We start from the raw sequence: 19,313 nt of genomic DNA on the forward strand, positions 1-19,313 counted from the left end.
ATAATCATAGATACCCTTTATTTATGAATATAGAAATAATCAATTACTCATTTTTAATCGCTCTAAATCTCTCAATATTTTCTTGTGTATGCATTTTTGATTGGAAACACAGGAAAATACCAAACAACTTAAATAAAATTGCATTGGTAGTTAACCTGGTTGTAGCCTTATCAAACGGTTATTTGGCTTCATCCCTGCCGATCTCTATTGTGTGTTTCGTTGTTGGAGTTTTACTTTGGTACCTCAAGGTAATCGGTGCTGGCGATGTTAAGTTACTGACAGCATTGGTCGTTGGGATTCAACCTGATTTAGTCATTGCAACCTTGATTTCTATAGGTTTTATGGGAGGGGGGTTAGTTTTAATAATGTATATAATCGGTAAGATAAAGCGTTTCAATAGCTACAAAAAAGGTATCCCTTATGGGATACCCATTACTTTAAGTTGTTTTATTTTCAGCACAATTTCAACACTATCAAATTAGTCACATAATATTATGCTTTATTCCTGATTCGGAAATATCACTAATCTGAAAAATTTGCTGTATTTTATCTTTTATCCCTAAAGTTTCTAGTTCTTGTGAAATTTCATCACTGCACCAGACATACATATTAACTTTCTGACGTAACGGGATTGTCTTACACTTTTCATCACATACCGACCACTCAGGAAATATTAAAACCGTCCCATTGGTCTCGAGTTCATTTTTAAGCAACTGGCATGAACTTGTTTTAACCCAACTCGTTACGTGAGACGAATCAATATTATAATTGTTAAGTAATTCTTGAACATATGACTTAGACAAAGAGCTACAGAAAACAACTCTCTGTGGATAGCACTCATAAGGGTCAAGTGAATTTGAATGTGCGATCACATAGTTTACCGTTTTTAATTGATAAGATTTTCCGTTTCCTTGTGAAATTCTATCCATAGTGAATATTAAGTCATAACGCGACAGGTCCAACGAAGAAGACTTAGTAAAACTGTTTATGGACAAGTCGATGTTGTTCAGCATCCGAAATTCATTAATGACTCGATTGACCATATCGAAACAAAACGACTCAGCGATCGCTATGTTAAATTGATCTCGTAGTTCAACTTTTTCTAGGTCTTCAAATAACCTTTCATACATGGACATGGTTTGGTCAGCATAATCCAGTAATACTTTTCCATGTTTAGTCAGTAAAAATCCTTCTTTTCGGTCAAAAATACTTGCCCCTATTGTACTCTCGATCTTTTTAATGTGCTGGGATACAGCAGGCTGTGTCATAAACAAAGACTCAGCAGCAGCTGTAAAACTTTTGTGCTTAGCAACGTGTGAAAATGTTCTTAAATATTTTACGTCGATAGACCTGTTGACGTTTTTCATGGTGCAAACTACCCCGATGTTGCGTTCTTTTATTAATTATTCTTATTAAAAATCAGCGTAAAAGTAACAATAGTGCCATTGAGATACAAAAAAACATTATTTATAAAGTCATAAATAATGTTTATATGCATCTCAATAAATACAGATATCTTTTTGCAACAACAACTGATTCACAAGTCCTTATGTGCTTTTACAAACAACATATTTTATTTGTCATTTGTCCACCAGGCCCCTTACAGAACACCTCCTCCAGACAAATGACAATCAACACAATTATAACCAAAACGTATGCAGTCACCACCTTAAAGCGCGACAAAAGCTTTGAAATTTATGCAAAAAGTCGACATTTATAAGACTTCAGGTCAAAAATCACTCAAGAGAATGATTGTTCAAATTTGTGATCTAGATTGCCATCAAATGAAACTAAACACCTATTAATATTACTTAATTCCAGAAAATGCGACAAAATACGCTGTTTTTACTCTGAAATGAGGTTAAGTCAGGCGCAAAAAAAAGGGCTGATAACTATAGCCCTTTCGTATATGCATAATTATTTTATGGTTTTATTTCAGCGTTTCGTTCGTAATCTAGAGAGTAAACAAAGTATAAAAAGAATAGACAATGAAGAGCTGCCTCCTGACGATTCTCCTTGATTCAATGTCACCTCTGATTCGTTGGAAACATTAGGCAAAACTTCTATATCAAAAGAACCAACCCACTCATCACCACCGGACAATAAAACCTTATATTTAATATTGTCATATAAAGCCAGCCTGCGCTCTGCAGGCGCATTATAAACAATCTGAGCATCGATTATATTAGCTACCCCATTACGCGGGGCTTCAAGAATATTTAATGCTTTCACCTCACCATTAATATTTGGAAACAATTGGACTTCATCACCATATTTGACTTGTAGAGATTTCGTTTCCAACAACAATGCCTTCTTTCTTCGCACATCAATTGTGACCGACTGTTCGGCATATCCACCTACGGGGTCCGCAACCTTAACACTCAATCGATACTTTTCACCTTCCAACGCTCCGTCTGGTACATGTATAGTCAATGTTTTCGATTGTGTACCACTCAATACTAATCTAGCACCTTCTGTCTGAGTCCAAGTGACCTGATGTTCAGCTGAATCAACATCCGTAATCGTCGTTACTTCGAATACCACTTTCTCACCAGCTACAGCACCAACCTGAATCTTATTGAGCTTAAATTGGGGAACATCATTAACCGGCGTAATTTCAACCTCAACAGTCGCGTAGTCACTTTGGTATCCACCACCATCAACAAGACGATAAGTAAAACTATCTCGTCCAAACTGGTTGTTCGAGGGGAAATATGTAATACCTCTGATAACACCTTTAGCTGGCTTACGACCTATCTCAATTGAATACGGGTGAGATCTAGGCAAGTTGAGGTCATTGGCCAATAAGTTGAGCATAAACGGACTGTCTTCTTCCGTAACGACAGAGTCATCTACCACAATAGGCTTGGATTGGCTTGGTTGTTCAAAAAGTACCGCAAAAGGGAAGTTTTGGCCGAAGCCACGGCTCAAACCTCGAGTTTTATACTCAGATATTGCGCCTAAGAATTGCGTTTTCCTCTGTCCGTCACCCAAGTAAGCATCTAAAAACTGTGTTGAATATTCAGGTGTCCCGTTTTCAATTTCTAACACCAGTAACTTGGATCCAAGTCCAAGCTTTACAGGCTCATCAAAAATAATCTGCCCACCACCTTGCTGCGCAACACCTCGATGTAATAGACGGCCAGCAGCTTCATTAATCACGGCATTACCAAACCTTGATTGAAACGGGTATTCAACCAGGCGATAAAACATCGGCATAGCAACACTCGTCGCCTTAGCGTAGAAGTGCAGCCCTACGATATCCTCACGCCCCTCAACAACGTCAATGGCGAACCCAAGTACGTTTGTATTTGTACTATAACGTGGATAAGTTCGGCCAAATGACGTGACCCAAGACGACTTAGTGGTCGCATTGGGAATAGCTAACGAAAATGTTGCCTTATCAGCATCACTACTAATATTTGAGATAGTTACATCGGTACTTCTTCCCGCAGTAATGTCAGTCAAAGATGGTTCAGAATCATCAGAGAGATTCGTCACTGTCTCTCTGCCGGGGAAAATATCGCCCGAGTCGCCGGATGAAAACCCACTCTCGAGTTGCCCATCGCCATCAGCCTGAAATATCTGAACCTGCATCGGCCCATCACTATTGAACTGGTTATCTATATTTACCGCCGTAATGAGCAAGCCTTCGCCACGAAGTGCTTGGTCATAATCGGTTTTGCGTCGGTTCTCTATATAAGCTCGAGGCCCAAACTGCTTTAAGTATGGGTCAAGGTGAATCACACTTTCTCCCTTAATAGTGTCAATTTGGACCTGGCCATTCTCCGAAAGAACGGTTGGCTTAAGAAAACCTGACGCCTCTTTACTCCATGCCAGCATGTTTACTGGAGTCTGACCTGCGTACTCGTCGCTAGGCTTTCTTGCCCAGCTTCCGCCTCCCATCAACCCCCAATGTCCAATTGAGCCGTCATGTTTATATGAGTAAAGATCCGGCAAACCCAACATTAAATGCCCAAGTTCGTGTGCTATTACTCCCATGGTTGACTGATGGTCGTCTTGATAATCAGCAAACAAGCAATAAGCGCTGATTCGCTTTCCATCAATCTCGACGGTACTGTGAGCGTACTTATGAGGCCAAATCGTTGGAGTCTTTCGTGTACCGCTAGATTTATCATTACCCGAAAAGACGAACATAACGGAGAGTTCTTGAGGCGAGATGCTGCCGTCATTGTTCGAGTCGTATTGAGCAAGATTGAAATCCACGTCTAAGGCTTCATACGCTTTTTCAAACACATTATTGAGTTTAGTTTGGCAATTACGCTCTGATTTGGAGTGGCAGTTTGGGTGTTCAATATCTAGAGTGACATTAATGACACCGTCATTCTTTGTTCCTTCCCCCTCTTTCGCTGGAACAACTTTATAGTTACCGTAGCTATTTTTTAGAAAGTAATCTTGGACGCTTTGTTGATTGGCTCCAAATATCGTCGACTGAAAGTCATGGTCCACTTTTTCGTTTGAAAAGCTAACCTGTACCACTAATAATGGCTGCTCTATGGTTTTATTATTTAAAGCTCGGCTTTCATGCGAACTTTGGTTCCTTATATAATTAAACCTCTTGTTGTTAGCCGCGGGTGATTGAATTAGCTCATTGAAGTATGTTGGCTCTATTTTTATATGCTTAACATTAGATTCAGAAGGTACATCTGTCTCACTCGAAGCTAGAACTCCAGTGGAAACTATTCTGCCTTGCTCTTCTTCATTCTTTTCATATCTAGCAAAATACCATTGACTGTCAGAGTCTTGGATATAGAGGCTACCTGTTTGGTCTTGATACCAAAACATATGCTGAGAGCCCATTAACCGCAGTTCTTTAGAACTGCCGTCAACAAAAGTTATCGTATGCCAAATTGGTGCAGGTAAAGTACTTGCTTGTACTGTGCTAACAGCTAATAACGCTGTTATGAAGGTACAAATTAGTTTTGTCCTCATTAGGATAATCCCATTAATAATTCTTTCTCAATAAGAGATAATTGATGCGTTAAATGCAACGCGACTTTATCAATGGGGATTTACGTAAACCAATTAAGTTTCTAACTAAACCTATAAATAATAATTATACCTAATCTTATATAAATTTAATTTATAGCAATATAAATAATATAGTTAAATGGGTAGGATAAATAACCCACCCATTTTTAATCAGAATAAAAGCGCATTAAAAAGGAAGAACAACAATAAATAATTTATTTATCAATTAATGTCATCTGCTCATCTAAGTTCAGTACGGTTAGTGCATTACTTACGCTGGTTGCTATTACATCAACCACGCCAGTTCTTAGAGCACCTAACAACGCGAGCGGCTTACTGTTCTCGGCAGCTATCGCAATCACCTCAGCGATTGGGCGAAACTCTTCTAACCCTAAGCCGATGACTCGGTCACTCATAACGGTGTTTGCCGCTTTACCGTGAACGTCAAAAAAGTCATAGCCAGCAAAGTCACCAACAACGCCCTGTAATAAACGAGATTGAACCACTTCGCCTGCGGTAAACCAACCTAGGTCAACCATGTAACTATTTTCGCTCATGTCTCCGATACCCACTAAAGCAACATCTGCCTTTCGAGCGAGATCGAGTGTTTGCTTTACTGTGCTGTTTTCCATAAAGGCGGTTTTTTGCGCTTTATTCTCTGCATAAGCAGGCGCATACAAAGTTTCAGACGAACCACCGTACTTTTTCGCTAGCTGTCGACAGATGTGGTCAGCATTGAACATACCGCCTCTAGGGTGAATGCCGCCTATGCCACACACGAACTTACAATCACGAGGGGTAATGACACCAGTATGGTGAGCAACAGAAGACACGTTACGACCTTGGCCTACTGTTACCACCATGCCGTTTTTTAGTGTACTGGTTAGGTAGTTAGACACTAAGCCTGCGACCTGAAGTCGTTGTTGCTCTTCATTCGGCTGATCCAGAGCGACAAGTGCACGCTTAACACCAAAACGTTCAATTAAGCGTTGCTCGATTTTAGCGCTGAACACTGGGTGGTACTTAACGGTTATCTCAACAATACCTTCATCACGGGCTTGCTTGAGCATACGACCAACCTTTGCACGAGAGATAGAAAACTTTTTCGAGATCTCTTCTTGGGTGGCACCGTCCTGATAATAAGCAACCGCGACTTCAGTCAGGAGATCAGTGTTTTCTTCGGAAACATCTTGGATATTCTTACTCATATACCACTCAACCTATATTTAACAATTATTTTACCTGCTTGAAGAACAAATGTTCGATGGCTAAGCAAGTGATACACAAGTTTACACCTTGAACATATGTAACAACAAGGAACATTTGCTCAACGTGATAGCCATGGTTTTATTGTTGATTAATTCGCCTCACTCCGCGTATTAAACGTTTGCTTGCATAGCCCATGATTACTAGAGCGAAATATATTTGACTGAAGTCACCATACCGCACTATTTATCGTTGACTTTGGTGCTAGATCGGATAAATATGGCTACATCATTTACTCATCGAGCGATCAAATGTTCTGTGCAAATGTTCGTTCGAAGAAAAATTTAAATTAATGTAAGTTTGGCTCACTGGAAACTCCACTGAGAACTTCATTAGTTAGCTTGCAAATGCCCACATCTCTCTTCTCACGAGATGTAATGCGATAGATAGGATGATCAAAATGAGCAACAAATTAGAGCAACTTCGTAAACTAACGACAGTAGTAGCAGACACTGGTGAAATTGATGCAATCAAAAAGTACCAGCCAGAAGACGCAACAACTAACCCTTCTCTGATTCTTAAAGCGGCTCAAATCGAAGAGTATGCGCCACTTATCGATGCTTCAATCGAATACGCTAAAGCGCAAAGCGCTGATAAAGCTCAACAAGTTCAAGACACTTGTGACATGCTTGCAGTAAACATCGGTAAAGAAATCCTAAAAACAATCCCTGGCCGTATCTCTACTGAAGTAGATGCTCGTCTTTCTTACGATACAGAAGGCAGCGTTGCTAAAGCACGTCAGCTTGTAAAAATGTACAACGACGCTGGCATCACTAACGATCGCATCCTAATCAAACTAGCTTCAACTTGGGAAGGTATCCGCGCTGCTGAAATCCTAGAGAAAGAAGGCATCAACTGTAACCTAACGCTTCTATTCTCTTTCGCACAAGCTCGTGCATGTGCTGAAGCTGGCGTATTCCTTATCTCTCCATTCGTTGGTCGTATCATGGACTGGTACAAAGCGAAAGAAGGTCGCGACTTCGAAGCATCTGAAGATCCAGGCGTAATCTCAGTAACTGATATCTACAACTACTACAAAGAGCACGGCTACAACACGGTTGTTATGGGCGCAAGCTTCCGTAACATCGGCGAGATCCTAGAACTTGCTGGTTGTGACCGTCTAACCATCGCTCCTGCTCTTCTAGCTGAACTAGAAGCTGCTGAAGGTGAAGTTGTAGAGAAGCTAGTTGACTCTAAAGGCTCTAAAGAGCGCCCAGCTCCAATGACTCACGCTGAGTTCTTATGGGAGCACAACCTAGACGCAATGGCCGTTGAGAAAGTTGCAGAAGGTATCCGCAACTTCGCAGTTGACCAGGGCAAACTAGAAGACATGATCGCAGCTAAGCTGTAATCACACAGAATTAAAAAAGGGGAACGTTTGCGTTCCCCTTTCAATTTCCAATCCAATATTTAAACACTGGTAGTTATTATGGACCGTAAACATTTAGCTAATGCTATTCGTGCTCTAAGCATGGACGGCGTACAACAAGCAAACTCTGGCCACCCAGGCGCACCTATGGGTATGGCTGACATCGCTGAAGTTCTTTGGCGTGATCACCTAAACCACAACCCGTCAAACCCAGAGTGGGCTGACCGCGACCGTTTCGTTCTTTCAAACGGCCACGGCTCTATGCTGATTTACTCTCTGCTTCACCTAGCAGGCTACGAGCTATCAATCGAAGACCTTAAGAACTTCCGTCAACTGCACTCTAAGACTCCAGGTCACCCAGAGTACGGTTACGCACCGGGTATCGAAACGACAACGGGTCCACTAGGCCAAGGTATCACTAATGCTGTTGGTATGGCGCTTGCTGAGAAAACTCTAGCTGCACAATTCAACAAAGAAGGCCACGACATCGTTGACCACTTCACTTATGCATTCATGGGTGACGGCTGTCTGATGGAAGGTATCTCTCACGAAGCATGTTCTCTAGCAGGTACGCTAGGTCTTGGTAAGCTTATCGCTTTCTGGGATGACAACGGCATCTCTATCGATGGTGAAGTGGAAGGTTGGTTCTCTGATGATACGCCTAAGCGTTTTGAAGCTTACGGCTGGCACGTAATTCCAGCAGTAGATGGCCACAACGCTGAAGCAATCAACGCAGCAATTGAAGCTGCTAAAGCGGACCCACGCCCTACTCTAATTTGTACTAAGACTATCATCGGTTTTGGTTCTCCAAACAAATCTGGTTCACACGACTGTCACGGTGCACCACTAGGCGCTGAAGAAATTGCAGCTACACGTAAAGAACTTGGTTGGGAGCACGGTCCTTTTGAAATTCCGTCGGAAGTTTACGCAGAATGGGATGCGAAAGAAGCAGGCGCAGCTAAGGAAGCAGCGTGGAACGAGAAACTTGCAGCTTATGAAGCAGCACACCCTGAGCTGGCAGCTGAATTCAAACGCCGCGTAAACGGTGAGCTTCCTGCACAGTGGGAAGAGAAAGCAAACCAAATCATTGCTGACCTTCAAGCTAACCCAGCAAACATCGCATCACGTAAAGCGTCTCAAAACGCACTAGAAGCGTTCGGCGCTATGCTACCTGAATTCCTAGGCGGCTCTGCTGACCTTGCACCTTCTAACCTAACTATGTGGTCTGGTTCTAAGTCTGTTTCTGCAGAAGATCCAGCGGGTAACTACATCCACTACGGTGTACGTGAATTCGGTATGACTGCGATCATGAACGGTATCGCTCTGCACGGTGGCTTCGTGCCATACGGCGCAACGTTCCTAATGTTCATGGAATACGCTCGTAACGCAATGCGTATGGCTGCTCTGATGAAAGTTCAGAACATCCAGGTTTACACGCACGACTCTATTGGTCTTGGCGAAGATGGTCCAACTCACCAACCAGTTGAGCAAATCGCTTCTCTACGTCTAACTCCAAACATGAGCACATGGCGTCCATGTGACCAAGTTGAGTCTGCAGTCGCTTGGAAACTGGCTATCGAACGTAAAGACGGCCCAACGTCTCTAATCTTCTCTCGTCAAAACCTTGCACAGCAAGAGCGTAGCGAAGAGCAAGTAGCGAACATCGCGAAGGGTGGTTACATCCTGAAAGATTGTGAAGGTAAGCCAGAGCTAATCCTTATCGCGACAGGTTCTGAAGTTGAACTAGCGGTTAACGCTGCGGTTGAACTGACAGCTGAAGGTAAGAAGGTACGTGTAGTATCTATGCCTGCAACTGACGCATTCGACAAGCAAGACGCTGAGTACCGTGAATCTGTACTTCCTTCTGACGTAACAGCGCGTATCGCGGTAGAAGCTGGCATCGCTGACTTCTGGTACAAGTACGTTGGCTTCGGTGGCAAGATCATCGGTATGACAACGTTCGGCGAATCTGCACCAGCAGGTGAGCTATTCAAGATGTTCGGTTTCACTACTGAAAACGTAGTAAACACAGCGAAAGAGCTTCTAGCTTAATCTTGATTCAATTGTCTCGCCTTGAAATAGGTTGATGCATACCAAAAGCCCTACATTTTCATGTAGGGCTTTTTTGTATCTCGCCTTTCACCGTTAAAACGTAAACCTTGCCCCCAAACGAAGTGTATTCTGGTTTAGGTTTTTACTATACGTGTGTTCATACCCAGCATCGACCGCGAGCCAAGAAAGAACGTCAACCGAGCTCACAATCCCAAAGTTGTTTAAGCCATGCTTATGCGTGTCAGAATAGCTATAAAATGGTTGCAACGACCAACGCTCATTAATCGAAACAATCGCCCCAGCCTCACCGATAAAGCCCTCATCGTAGTTTTTGGTGGTTTCTCTATCACACGGTCCATGGATAGTGTCATTTCGGCACGAAGAACGCCTCTGCGGCCTAACCCAATTCACCCCACCAGAAGCGTAAAGCTCAACCTGCGAAGTAATAGGATGATACCAGCCCAACTGAACAGACAAATCAGACAGTGTCGTCGAAGAGCGTGTGGTCACAGAAGAGTCGAAACCGACGAAAAAAGTATCCTTTAAGGCATAGTTACCGCCGACATAGCCACCGTAAAGCTGCTTACTCCCCGAGTTATTGTAAGCACCATCAAAGTAATCTTGAAAACCATCGTCGCTCACCCTCGTATTCTGATATCCCGTATAGAGATAATTTGATCCTTTAGAGGCTATACAAGGAACACTAATAAAACTTAAGCAAATGGTGGTAACAATAAGGGGGCGCATGCTGATGCTCTGTCTTTTGATTGGAATATATGAAGTGTAACTTAACCTCAATTGAACGATGTTTTATTTTTGTTTCAAAGCTTTTCTAACCTTCACTTCACCTACAAAAAAGCCCTGCACATCATGCAAGGCTTTCTTTTATTTTTTCATAAAGTTATTTAAGGTCGCTACTTTTCTTCAAAACGTTTAGCTAACTGATAGAACTCGTTTACTTGTTCTTTAAGCTCAGTCGAATGATCCTTCACTGAGTGAGTAGCAACTAAATTCTGCTCTGCTGTCGACGCGATAGATTGCATGTGAAGATTCACCTCACTCGACAGTGTGCGTTGCTTATGGGCTGAGTTTTCTACCGACTGCATCAACTCGTTCATAGATTGCATCAAGTTTTCAACTTCAGATATACGCTCTGCGCTCACCTTAGCCACATCACCGCACGCATCGGTCTGCTCTCTGTTCGCCAGTATGTCTTTCTGCCAACCTTCAATGGTAGTGAGCATGGTTTCGATGCTCTCTTTGATTTGTACTGTCGCGTTCGAAGTACGCCCAGACAGCGCACGTACTTCATCAGCCACTACGGCAAAGCCTCGACCTTGCTCACCCGCTCTCGCCGCTTCTATTGCTGCGTTGAGCGCCAGCAGGTTGGTTTGCTCCGCAATGCCACCAATCTCTTCCATTATCTTACTGACACTTTGCGCTTGATCGCTCAGTTGGTAAGTCGTTTGTGTCGCTTTTTCAGCTTGTGAAGCTAAATTTTCAAGGTTGCGATGAGTTTGGTTAATGCTCTCTTTAGCGCCAGCACAAGTCTCTAGAGTCACATCGACAATCTGATGCGCTTCTTCTGTACGAGACGAAACTTCATTCGCGGTTAATTCAACCTCTTCGGTTGCCTCACGTACTTGCAGAATGTCTTTGGTTTGTTGATCTAACGCTTCAGACACTTCAAACGACGTAGCATTAAGATTGTCAGCCAAATCTTGCAATGGTTTCGCTGAGTCAGTCATTCGACCTAATACAGTGCGTATACGAGCAGACAGAAGTTTTAAGTGAAAATCAGCCACAGAAAACTTACTGTTCCCTGAATAAACTAGGCGGCTCACGCTATCGAACTTTGATTGCAGTTTTTTCAGCTGTAAAGGTGTGTCGATGAGTTCTTGGCGGAACAACAGCGCAAGAGCAGAGACAGGTAGTAAACTCAGAAGCCATTGGGACACTTGCCCTACTTCGACAAGGTTTGAAATCAGCGGTGCAGCCAGAGAGCCCAGCAACACAGCATAACGAACACTATCACTGATCTGTAATGACCATTGGCGACCAGATTTCTCAGCCTTCAATAAACCTTGGTATGCTTTATCGGCAACTTGTACCCATTCGTTTTTAGGCTTCACACGTACCGATTGGTAACCACTCACCTTCCCATTATCGTAAATTGGCGTCACATAAGCATCGACCCAATAGTATCCACCCGATTTGGTTTTGTTTTTTACGATACCCCGCCACGCTTTGCCTTGCTTAAGGTTTAACCACATATCGGCAAACGCCGCTTTAGGCATATCGCCATGCCTAACGATATTGTGGTGTTGCCCTAGTAACTCTTGCTGGCTGTATTCTGCGATACGACAAAAAGCATCATTACTGTAAGTAATCACGCCTTTGAGGTCCGTCGTGGATACGAGTTGTTCGTGTTCGCTGAGTAACGTTTCACGAGATAGAGAAGATGAGCTGACAGTCATTATTATTAACTTTGGTTAATTATTATTTTAGGCGAGGAATATATACAATTATTAAAGTTATGACAAAATGTGAACGTCACATTTTGCGTAAATGCCTGCTATTTACACGAATTTAAGCTAGTTACCTCACATAGCTGCAATTTTGTACTAAACGTCCTAGTCTCGGTTACGCCTCTTCTAAATTCAATTCAGTACTAAACTTCACCGTTCTCATTGATACAGAGGTGTGGAACTTACGAATATTGAGATCTTTGCGTAGCACTCGCTCAACAAAGTCTTCGTAGGCTTGGATATCTTTAACAGTCACGATAAGCATAAAGTCATAACTGCCTGAGATCTGATAACACTGCGTAACTTCTGTAGCCTTCGAGATAGAATGGCGAAAAATTTGATAAATATCGCCTCTATCTCGCTCCATTTCGACAGACACGACCAAAGTCATCTTATGACCAGCAAGCTCAGGGTTAATAATAGATACATCGCCCACGATCACTCCCTCCTCTCTCAAACGTTTTACACGCTTTAAACAGGCAGGCGGTGACAAACCAACAAGCTCGGCCAATGCTAAATTGGGAATACGATTATTCTTTTGAAGTTGGATAAGAATGCTTCTATCTATGCGGTCGATTTCCATAATTTCTCAAATCCATTATTTATTGACTAATAATTTCTCAATTAAAGGTAACTAAAAAATTATAGCCGAATTTATAACGAGATTTAGAAATCACGATCACAGCAATCACGATAAGATCTTCTTAAATCAAACAGTCGCAACATGGACGTATCAATGAAATCCACTTATCAATTTTTTAAAGAACTCTTAAAAGAGATTTTCGATGTTACCTCAACGCTTTTTCGGATCATGATTCCAATTATCATCGTCATAAAAGTCGTAGAAGAGCTTGGCGGCATAGTGATTCTGAGTGAATGGTTAAGCCCAATAATGGAAAGCGTTGGGTTACCAAAAGAGATGGGCCTAGTGTGGGCTACTACCATCCTCACCAATATATACGCTGGCTTAATTATTCTCATCAACTCCGATGTTTCTTTAACGGTTGCTCAAGCTTCTGTGTTAGGCAGCATGATGCTGCTCGCTCATTCGCTACCAATCGAAGGCGCAATCGCGAAAAAAGCAGGGGTAAGTTGGCTTGCCACCTTATCAGTCAGAGTCGGCGGCAGCTTGGTATTGGCATGGCTACTGAATCTCAGCTATCAATACGGAGATTTACTCAACTATCCAGCAACCGTCTTATGGCAGCCAGAAGTATCGTCAGATAACAGTTACATCGGTTGGGCTATCGAACAACTCAAAAACTTTGCAGTGATATTCATGGTGATTTCAGCACTGCTACTGTTACTTAAAGTTTTAAAGGTTCTTGGCATCGAGAAGTTAATGGCTCTGCTGCTACGACCATTTTTAAGACTACTAGGCATCAGCAAAGATGCGACCAATCTAACCATCATAGGGATCACGCTCGGCCTTTCGTTCGGAGGAGGTCTATTGATCAACGAAGCAAAGAAAGGACATATAGCCGCAAGAGACGTGTTTACCGCCATTATGCTACTCAATCTGCTCCACAGTTTGATTGAAGACACCTTGTTGATCTTACTGATCGGGGCTGATTTTTACACCATATTCTGGGGAAGAATCGTATTCTCAGTTCTCATCGTCGCTTTAATTTCGCACGCTATTAAACGTGTCAAACCAACGATTTGTGAGCGTTACTTTTATCGCGACGTATCCAAATCATAACAGCGAAAACTCACCTTAAACCTTTTAGTAAAAGAGCCGGCACACAGGCTCTTTAATCATCAGCTTTTTCACTACCCAACTTGTTCGCCACTACCACCAACCGCTCCAACCCAAAAATTTGCGTAACATTGCGCCCACAAGCGCTTTCACCTCTCCTCAATCGAAGAAATCGTGATAATTCGAGTGAAAATAATTTAAACACGAATAATCCATCATTGGGCTGACAATAAAATTCATTATTCTTATATCAACACAAAGTATAACGGTATTTTTATTACTATCTAAAGCCTTACCTCTATTAACATGAGAGACAATAACCATATTATCTACACTGATACTTACTATTAAAACCATCAACTATAAATTCACCAAAATTCAATAAATAACTGACAATAAGATAATTACCTGAGGGTATTTGATATTAACTCTTAATGTTGAAAATAGGATAGACAATAACTTGTAAAAATTTACAGTTTGATTGGTTAATTTTATAAATATATTTTGTTACATAATCGAAACAAATGGCTAATTATAACAATGTCTCATAAAACAATGGCTTTAATGGTTCTGTCCTTATCCTCACTGTCACAGGCTTACACTATAGAGAATGATGAACCATTGCTGAAGTCATTGATTGAACAGGGCATTATCTGTCCAGGCTTAAATTATGAGGAAAACCAAGAAGCTTTGCGTATCTATCTCAATGCCAAAGCAAATAAGAACCATCAGCCTAATCTCGATTTAAATAAAGATATAGAAAACCAACGTCAGGTAAATAAAGCACCAAAAGAGTGCATTAGACCAATATCGGTGAATAACACCGGTGAAGGAAGTTGATATTAATATCGACATGGAAATATAAAAAGGAAATGTAATGAAGATAATGAGAAAGACGTTGCTGGCTTCAGCAATGATTACTCTATTTAGCGTCAACAGTTATGCTAAAACACCTATTGATTTAGGTGTTGTTAATGAAGATAAGCTAATTGAAATGCTAGTAAGACAAGGCTTAGTTGATGAAAACGCTAGCGATCAAGAAAGACACAGCGCCCTTGATCGTTACCTAAAAAATAAAATCAATTCGGGTTTTAAAGGTGATGCGCAATTTGGCAAGAAAGCCATGGAGCTGAGAGCAAAGATTCTAAAAGCCATCGAAAAAGAGTCCGGCGTCAAAAAAGCGAGTGTTTTCGCACTGGAAATGGGTACCAAGCGCACAGACAAAGTGCTCGCGCTGCTTGTCGACTTCCCTGATCTAAACTGGGACGATAACAAGCTCACTAAAGAGCACACGCAAATGCTCTACGAGAGCTACAACTCAGAACACTACCAAGAGTTACTGTTTTCTGATTCGGGCTATACCGGACCAAATGGTGAAAACTTAATCTCGATGCGCCAGTATTATCAGAGCGAGTCAGGCGACAGTTACAGTGTGGCAGGTCAGGCCGCAGGTTGGTATCGAGCTTCTAAGCCAGCATCTTTCTACGGTGGTAACTCCCCGACTACAGATAACGATCTAAATGCTCAAGAGCTCGTTCGCGAAGCCCTCAACCAGTTAGCTCAAGACCCTAGCATCAACCTCGCTGATTACGATATTGAGGATCGCTACGATTACGATGGTGACGGAGACTTCCGTGAGCCAGACGGAGTAATTGATCACCTAATGGTGTTCCATGCTTCTGTAGGTGAAGAAGCCGGTGGTGGCGTGTTAGGTCCTAATGCAATCTGGTCTCACCGATTCAACCTTGGACGCACACATGTGCTAGAAGGCACCTCGAGCTCGCTTCCAGACCGCTTTAATGGCCAGTACGCGGCGTTTGATTACACGATTCAACCGATTGACGCAGCAGCCGGTGTTTGTGCTCACGAATATGGCCATGATTTAGGTCTTCCAGATGAGTACGACACGCAATACACGGGCAAGGGTGAACCAGTCTCTTATTGGTCTATAATGTCTTCTGGCAGCTGGGCTGGTCAAATTGGCGGTACTCAACCAACCGCATTCAGTTCTTGGGCAAAACACTTCCTACAGAAGTCTATTGGTGGTCGTTGGATTAATGATGACCAAATCTCAATTGATGACCTGGAAGACAATCCACAAATTTACACCTTGTTCCAAACGACAGATAACTCCCGTCCGAACATGATTAAGGTCGACCTTCCAGAGAAACAAATCGAAGGTTTGAAACCGTTCGAGGGTGAGTACTCATTCCACTCTCAAAAAGGCGACGACCTGAAAAATAGCATGACCCGTAAGCTGAAAATCCCGGCGGGCGATTCTGCAATGCTTACCTTCAAAACTTGGTACCAAATCGAAAAAGACTATGACTTTGCTCGTGTCCTTGTGAACGGGCAAGCCATCGCAGGCAACATCACCTCTATGGATGACCCCTACAACACCGGCCTAGTGCCTGCGGTAGGTGGTGAGTCTGACGGGTGGATTGATGCTGAATTTGATGTTTCTCAATGGGCTGGACAAGAAGTCGAGCTTTCGTTCGAGTACATCACCGATGGCGGCTTAGCCATGGAAGGTTTCTACTTAGACAACCTGAGCCTTATCGTTGACGGTGACACAGTTGCGCTAGATGACGGCGAAGATAACTCTAGCTTTGCGCTTAATGGCTTCAAATTGAACAATGGTTTCCATCAAGCTCAACACTACTACCTACTGCAATGGCGCAGTCATATGGACGTGGATGAAGGCTTGGCTAATATCAAGCGCATGGGCCAGCTCATGTCGTTCGATCCAGGTCTGATCATTTGGTATGTCGATGAGTCGCTCACTGATAACTGGGTAGGCAAGCATCCAGGAGAAGGCTGGTTAGGTGTGGTCGATGCAGACCAAAATGCCATGATTTGGCAAAACTCAGGAAAAGTCGCTCAAACACGTTACCAAGTCCGTGATGCCGCGTTTTCACTGAAAGATCATACTCCTATGCGTCTTGTGAACAGTGACAACGATGTGCTTCAGGACACAAGCCTAGTGGGTACAGCGAGCTTCTCTGATGACCAAGATTACACATCACCACAAGCTCCTGATTCGGGTCGTATTTTGACTAAGTTTGGCTTGGTGGTAGACATTGTTAACCAAAGCGATGTCAACGAATACGGTGTAGTACGTCTGTCGAAAGTAAGCCAACACAACATCGCGCCAACAGCGAACTTCGAACTCAATACAGATGGGTTGAACGTCTCAGCTCGCAACTTCAGTTCGGATCAAGATGGCGAAATCATCAGCTACCTATGGGACTTCGGCAACGGCGCAACAAGCAGTGAAATCGCGCCAACATGGACTTACCAAGAAGCCGGCGAATACACAGTCAGCCTTACGGTAGTCGACGACAAAGGTGCTAACGCATCGTTTAGCTCAATCGTTAATGTTGAGGTTCCAAACGCGCTTCCTCAAGCAAGTGCGAAGTACATTCACTTAGGTCGTTGGGTCACTATGTGGTCAACAAGCTCAGACAGTGATGGGCGAATTGTCGATACAGAGTGGACATTACCAAATGGAAAAGTGAAACGAGGTCGTACATTCACTTCTATCTTCCCTTCATACGGAAAGCATGAAGTGAAGCTAAAAATCATCGATGACCAAGGCGGAATCACGACTAAGACCATTATGGTCAACCTATAAGTCGCTTCTAGCTCAAATCATTGAAATAAGTACGTAGACAATAACGTGCGTACTGATAAACCAACTTAAGTACTGCTGTCTTTGGCATGAGTCAGGACAGCAGTTTTAAGAAAACGTTATTATTTAAGCCGTAAGCAAAAGCCCTACCGTCATCGGTAGGGCTTTTTATTGGTCTGTGCTTCGGAAAAGCTAGCCTAACGCTCTGTTCAAATGAAGAAGTTAATATCTCCAAACAAGCGATAACTCATCATACAGGTTGATTTTGAATGCGAGATTTACGTGCGCTAAATGCAAACAATATGATAACGGCTAACACAAATGGCAATACGTAGATATTGAGGTTTTGCCAGCCCGCTGTCGACTCTAACCAACCAGAAAGCAACGCCGTTACTGTCACACAGCCAAAGACAATAAACTCATTAAACGCTTGAGCCTTCGCTTTGTTCTGCGGTTGATAAGATTGACTGAACAAACCGGTTGCCGCGATGAACATAAAGTTCCAGCCTACCCCGAGTAAAACCAAAGCCGCTCTGAAATGCCAAATCGACTCACCATGGATGTTGATAGCAATACAAAACACAAACAGTATCCCACCTGCCAAGATCATCATTCTTGAACCAAACTTCTCGATGAGTGACCCAGTAAAGAAGGCAGGGACAAACATACCCAACACGTGCCACTCAATCACACCAGCCGCTTTGGTAAAGTCGAAACCACAGCCAATCATCGCTAGTGGTGTTGCAGTCATTAGAATATTCATCACCGCATAGGCGACCATCGCTGCAAATACAGCTCCGACGAAATTAGGCGCCTTTACAATTGCACTCAAAGAATCCGACTTCGGCGCTTGGTGACTAAACGACACTTTAGGGAATTGAATGGTCTGTAAGATAACGAGTGCTAAAATGTTTAAGCCAATCAATGAAGCGAATGCTCCAATGTACAGACCATCTTGCGACCATTGCTGAGACATAATCGCTAAGTTCGGCCCGAGTACCGCCGCAAGGACACCACCAGCCATTGAAATCGAGATTGCGCGGTGTCGTGCATTTTCATCACACACTTCAATAGCCGCGAAGCGATAAAGCGTTCCAAAACCAATACCTATGCCGAGTAAGAAGGTGGCGAAGCAGAACAGATAGAAGTTTTGTTGTGATAGCGCGTAAGTTGCTAGGCTAGCCCCCGTTATACCGACGAGATTACCGATACTAAAGCCTCGCTTACGGCCTAACTTACCTGAAATCAAAGAAGCGGGAATGGTTGCAGCCATCAAACCCAAAAACTGCAACGCAACTGGTAAGGTAATCATACTGGCACTGGGCGCAATCTGTTTTCCTATCAAACCAATCACGGAAATCAGTAAGATATTCCCTGTCATTAATAAGGCCTGACACAGTGACAGCAGCCAAACATTTCTATTCATCTTCGTTCCTAAATATGAGCGCGGCTGATCACTAGACCAAATAACCAACAAAGTCTCAACACTTTGTTACAAAAAATGAAACTCACCTGCTACCAATGTATTGCTTTAAAGCCATCTCCTTTTGGATCTTCAACGATATCGAATGCGTCGCTTTCTATATTTTCAATTCATTCTGTATTTGCATTTATCATTAACGGAGATAATAATAATTTTCTGTTATCCATTAGGGCGTGTTGATCTTTCGATCTGATTTTTGCAGCGAGTTGCTGGGTATTTATACAAGGCAGAGGCTTTGATGTGTAGCTAGCCTACATGAGAAGCCGATAACGCAGTAGAAATGACCAGCAAAC

13 protein-coding genes are annotated in these 19,313 nt (G+C 42.8%); 6 read left to right on the forward strand and 7 right to left on the reverse strand.

What is annotated here, in order from left to right:
- A partial coding sequence (locus F0251_RS23535) for a prepilin peptidase (protein ID WP_253821657.1) occupies positions 1-482 on the forward strand: 482 nt, incomplete at its 5' end.
- On the opposite strand, the gene F0251_RS23540 is transcribed toward F0251_RS23535, so the two are convergent.
- The 3 genes from F0251_RS23540 to F0251_RS23550 all read right to left on the reverse strand — a co-directional run bounded on the left by F0251_RS23540 (position 483) and on the right by F0251_RS23550 (position 6,200).
- A complete protein-coding gene (locus F0251_RS23540; RefSeq protein ID WP_116871393.1) occupies positions 483-1,367 on the reverse strand; it encodes a LysR family transcriptional regulator in 885 nt (294 codons plus the stop codon).
- Between the two features lie 568 nt (positions 1,368-1,935).
- Positions 1,936-4,953: a M6 family metalloprotease domain-containing protein gene (locus F0251_RS23545; RefSeq protein ID WP_171731938.1), complete on the reverse strand. Its 3,018-nt coding sequence runs from the start codon at positions 4,951-4,953 to the stop codon at positions 1,936-1,938.
- A 254-nt stretch (positions 4,954-5,207) separates the two neighbouring features.
- Entirely contained in the window at positions 5,208-6,200 is a 993-nt protein-coding gene (locus F0251_RS23550) for a sugar-binding transcriptional regulator (RefSeq protein ID WP_008216278.1), read from the reverse strand.
- A gap of 458 nt (positions 6,201-6,658) precedes the next feature.
- On the opposite strand from F0251_RS23550, the gene tal reads away from it, so the two are divergent.
- Positions 6,659-7,609, forward strand: coding sequence for a transaldolase (tal, locus tag F0251_RS23555; RefSeq protein WP_032552749.1), 951 nt, complete (start codon positions 6,659-6,661; stop codon positions 7,607-7,609).
- A 78-nt stretch (positions 7,610-7,687) separates the two neighbouring features.
- A complete protein-coding gene (gene tkt / locus F0251_RS23560; RefSeq protein ID WP_171731939.1) occupies positions 7,688-9,679 on the forward strand; it encodes a transketolase in 1,992 nt (663 codons plus the stop codon).
- Between the two features lie 93 nt (positions 9,680-9,772).
- Here tkt and F0251_RS23565 read toward each other — a convergent pair whose 3' ends face one another.
- The 3 genes from F0251_RS23565 to F0251_RS23575 all read right to left on the reverse strand — a co-directional run bounded on the left by F0251_RS23565 (position 9,773) and on the right by F0251_RS23575 (position 12,790).
- Positions 9,773-10,321, reverse strand: a complete 549-nt coding sequence (locus tag F0251_RS23565; RefSeq protein ID WP_345775988.1) for a hypothetical protein — start codon at positions 10,319-10,321, stop codon at positions 9,773-9,775.
- Between the two features lie 272 nt (positions 10,322-10,593).
- Positions 10,594-12,156 (reverse strand): PAS domain-containing methyl-accepting chemotaxis protein, encoded by a 1,563-nt coding sequence (locus tag F0251_RS23570; RefSeq protein ID WP_171731941.1) that lies wholly within the window; start codon positions 12,154-12,156, stop codon positions 10,594-10,596.
- Between the two features lie 166 nt (positions 12,157-12,322).
- Entirely contained in the window at positions 12,323-12,790 is a 468-nt protein-coding gene (locus F0251_RS23575) for an Lrp/AsnC family transcriptional regulator (RefSeq protein ID WP_008216282.1), read from the reverse strand.
- Between the two features lie 153 nt (positions 12,791-12,943).
- On the opposite strand from F0251_RS23575, the gene F0251_RS23580 reads away from it, so the two are divergent.
- The 3 genes from F0251_RS23580 to F0251_RS23590 all read left to right on the forward strand — a co-directional run bounded on the left by F0251_RS23580 (position 12,944) and on the right by F0251_RS23590 (position 17,540).
- Positions 12,944-13,909, forward strand: a complete 966-nt coding sequence (locus F0251_RS23580) for a hypothetical protein (RefSeq protein WP_171731942.1) — start codon at positions 12,944-12,946, stop codon at positions 13,907-13,909.
- A gap of 537 nt (positions 13,910-14,446) precedes the next feature.
- Positions 14,447-14,746, forward strand: coding sequence for a hypothetical protein (locus F0251_RS23585; protein ID WP_061032333.1), 300 nt, complete (start codon positions 14,447-14,449; stop codon positions 14,744-14,746).
- Between the two features lie 37 nt (positions 14,747-14,783).
- Positions 14,784-17,540, forward strand: a complete 2,757-nt coding sequence (locus tag F0251_RS23590) for an immune inhibitor A domain-containing protein (RefSeq protein ID WP_171731943.1) — start codon at positions 14,784-14,786, stop codon at positions 17,538-17,540.
- Between the two features lie 247 nt (positions 17,541-17,787).
- On the opposite strand, the gene F0251_RS23595 is transcribed toward F0251_RS23590, so the two are convergent.
- Entirely contained in the window at positions 17,788-18,963 is a 1,176-nt protein-coding gene (locus tag F0251_RS23595; RefSeq protein WP_061032331.1) for an MFS transporter, read from the reverse strand.
- Positions 18,964-19,313: the final 350 nt, after the last annotated feature.

The organism is Vibrio sp. 070316B, from assembly GCF_013114115.1.
GTDB classification, from domain to species: Bacteria; Pseudomonadota; Gammaproteobacteria; order Enterobacterales; family Vibrionaceae; genus Vibrio; species Vibrio chagasii_B.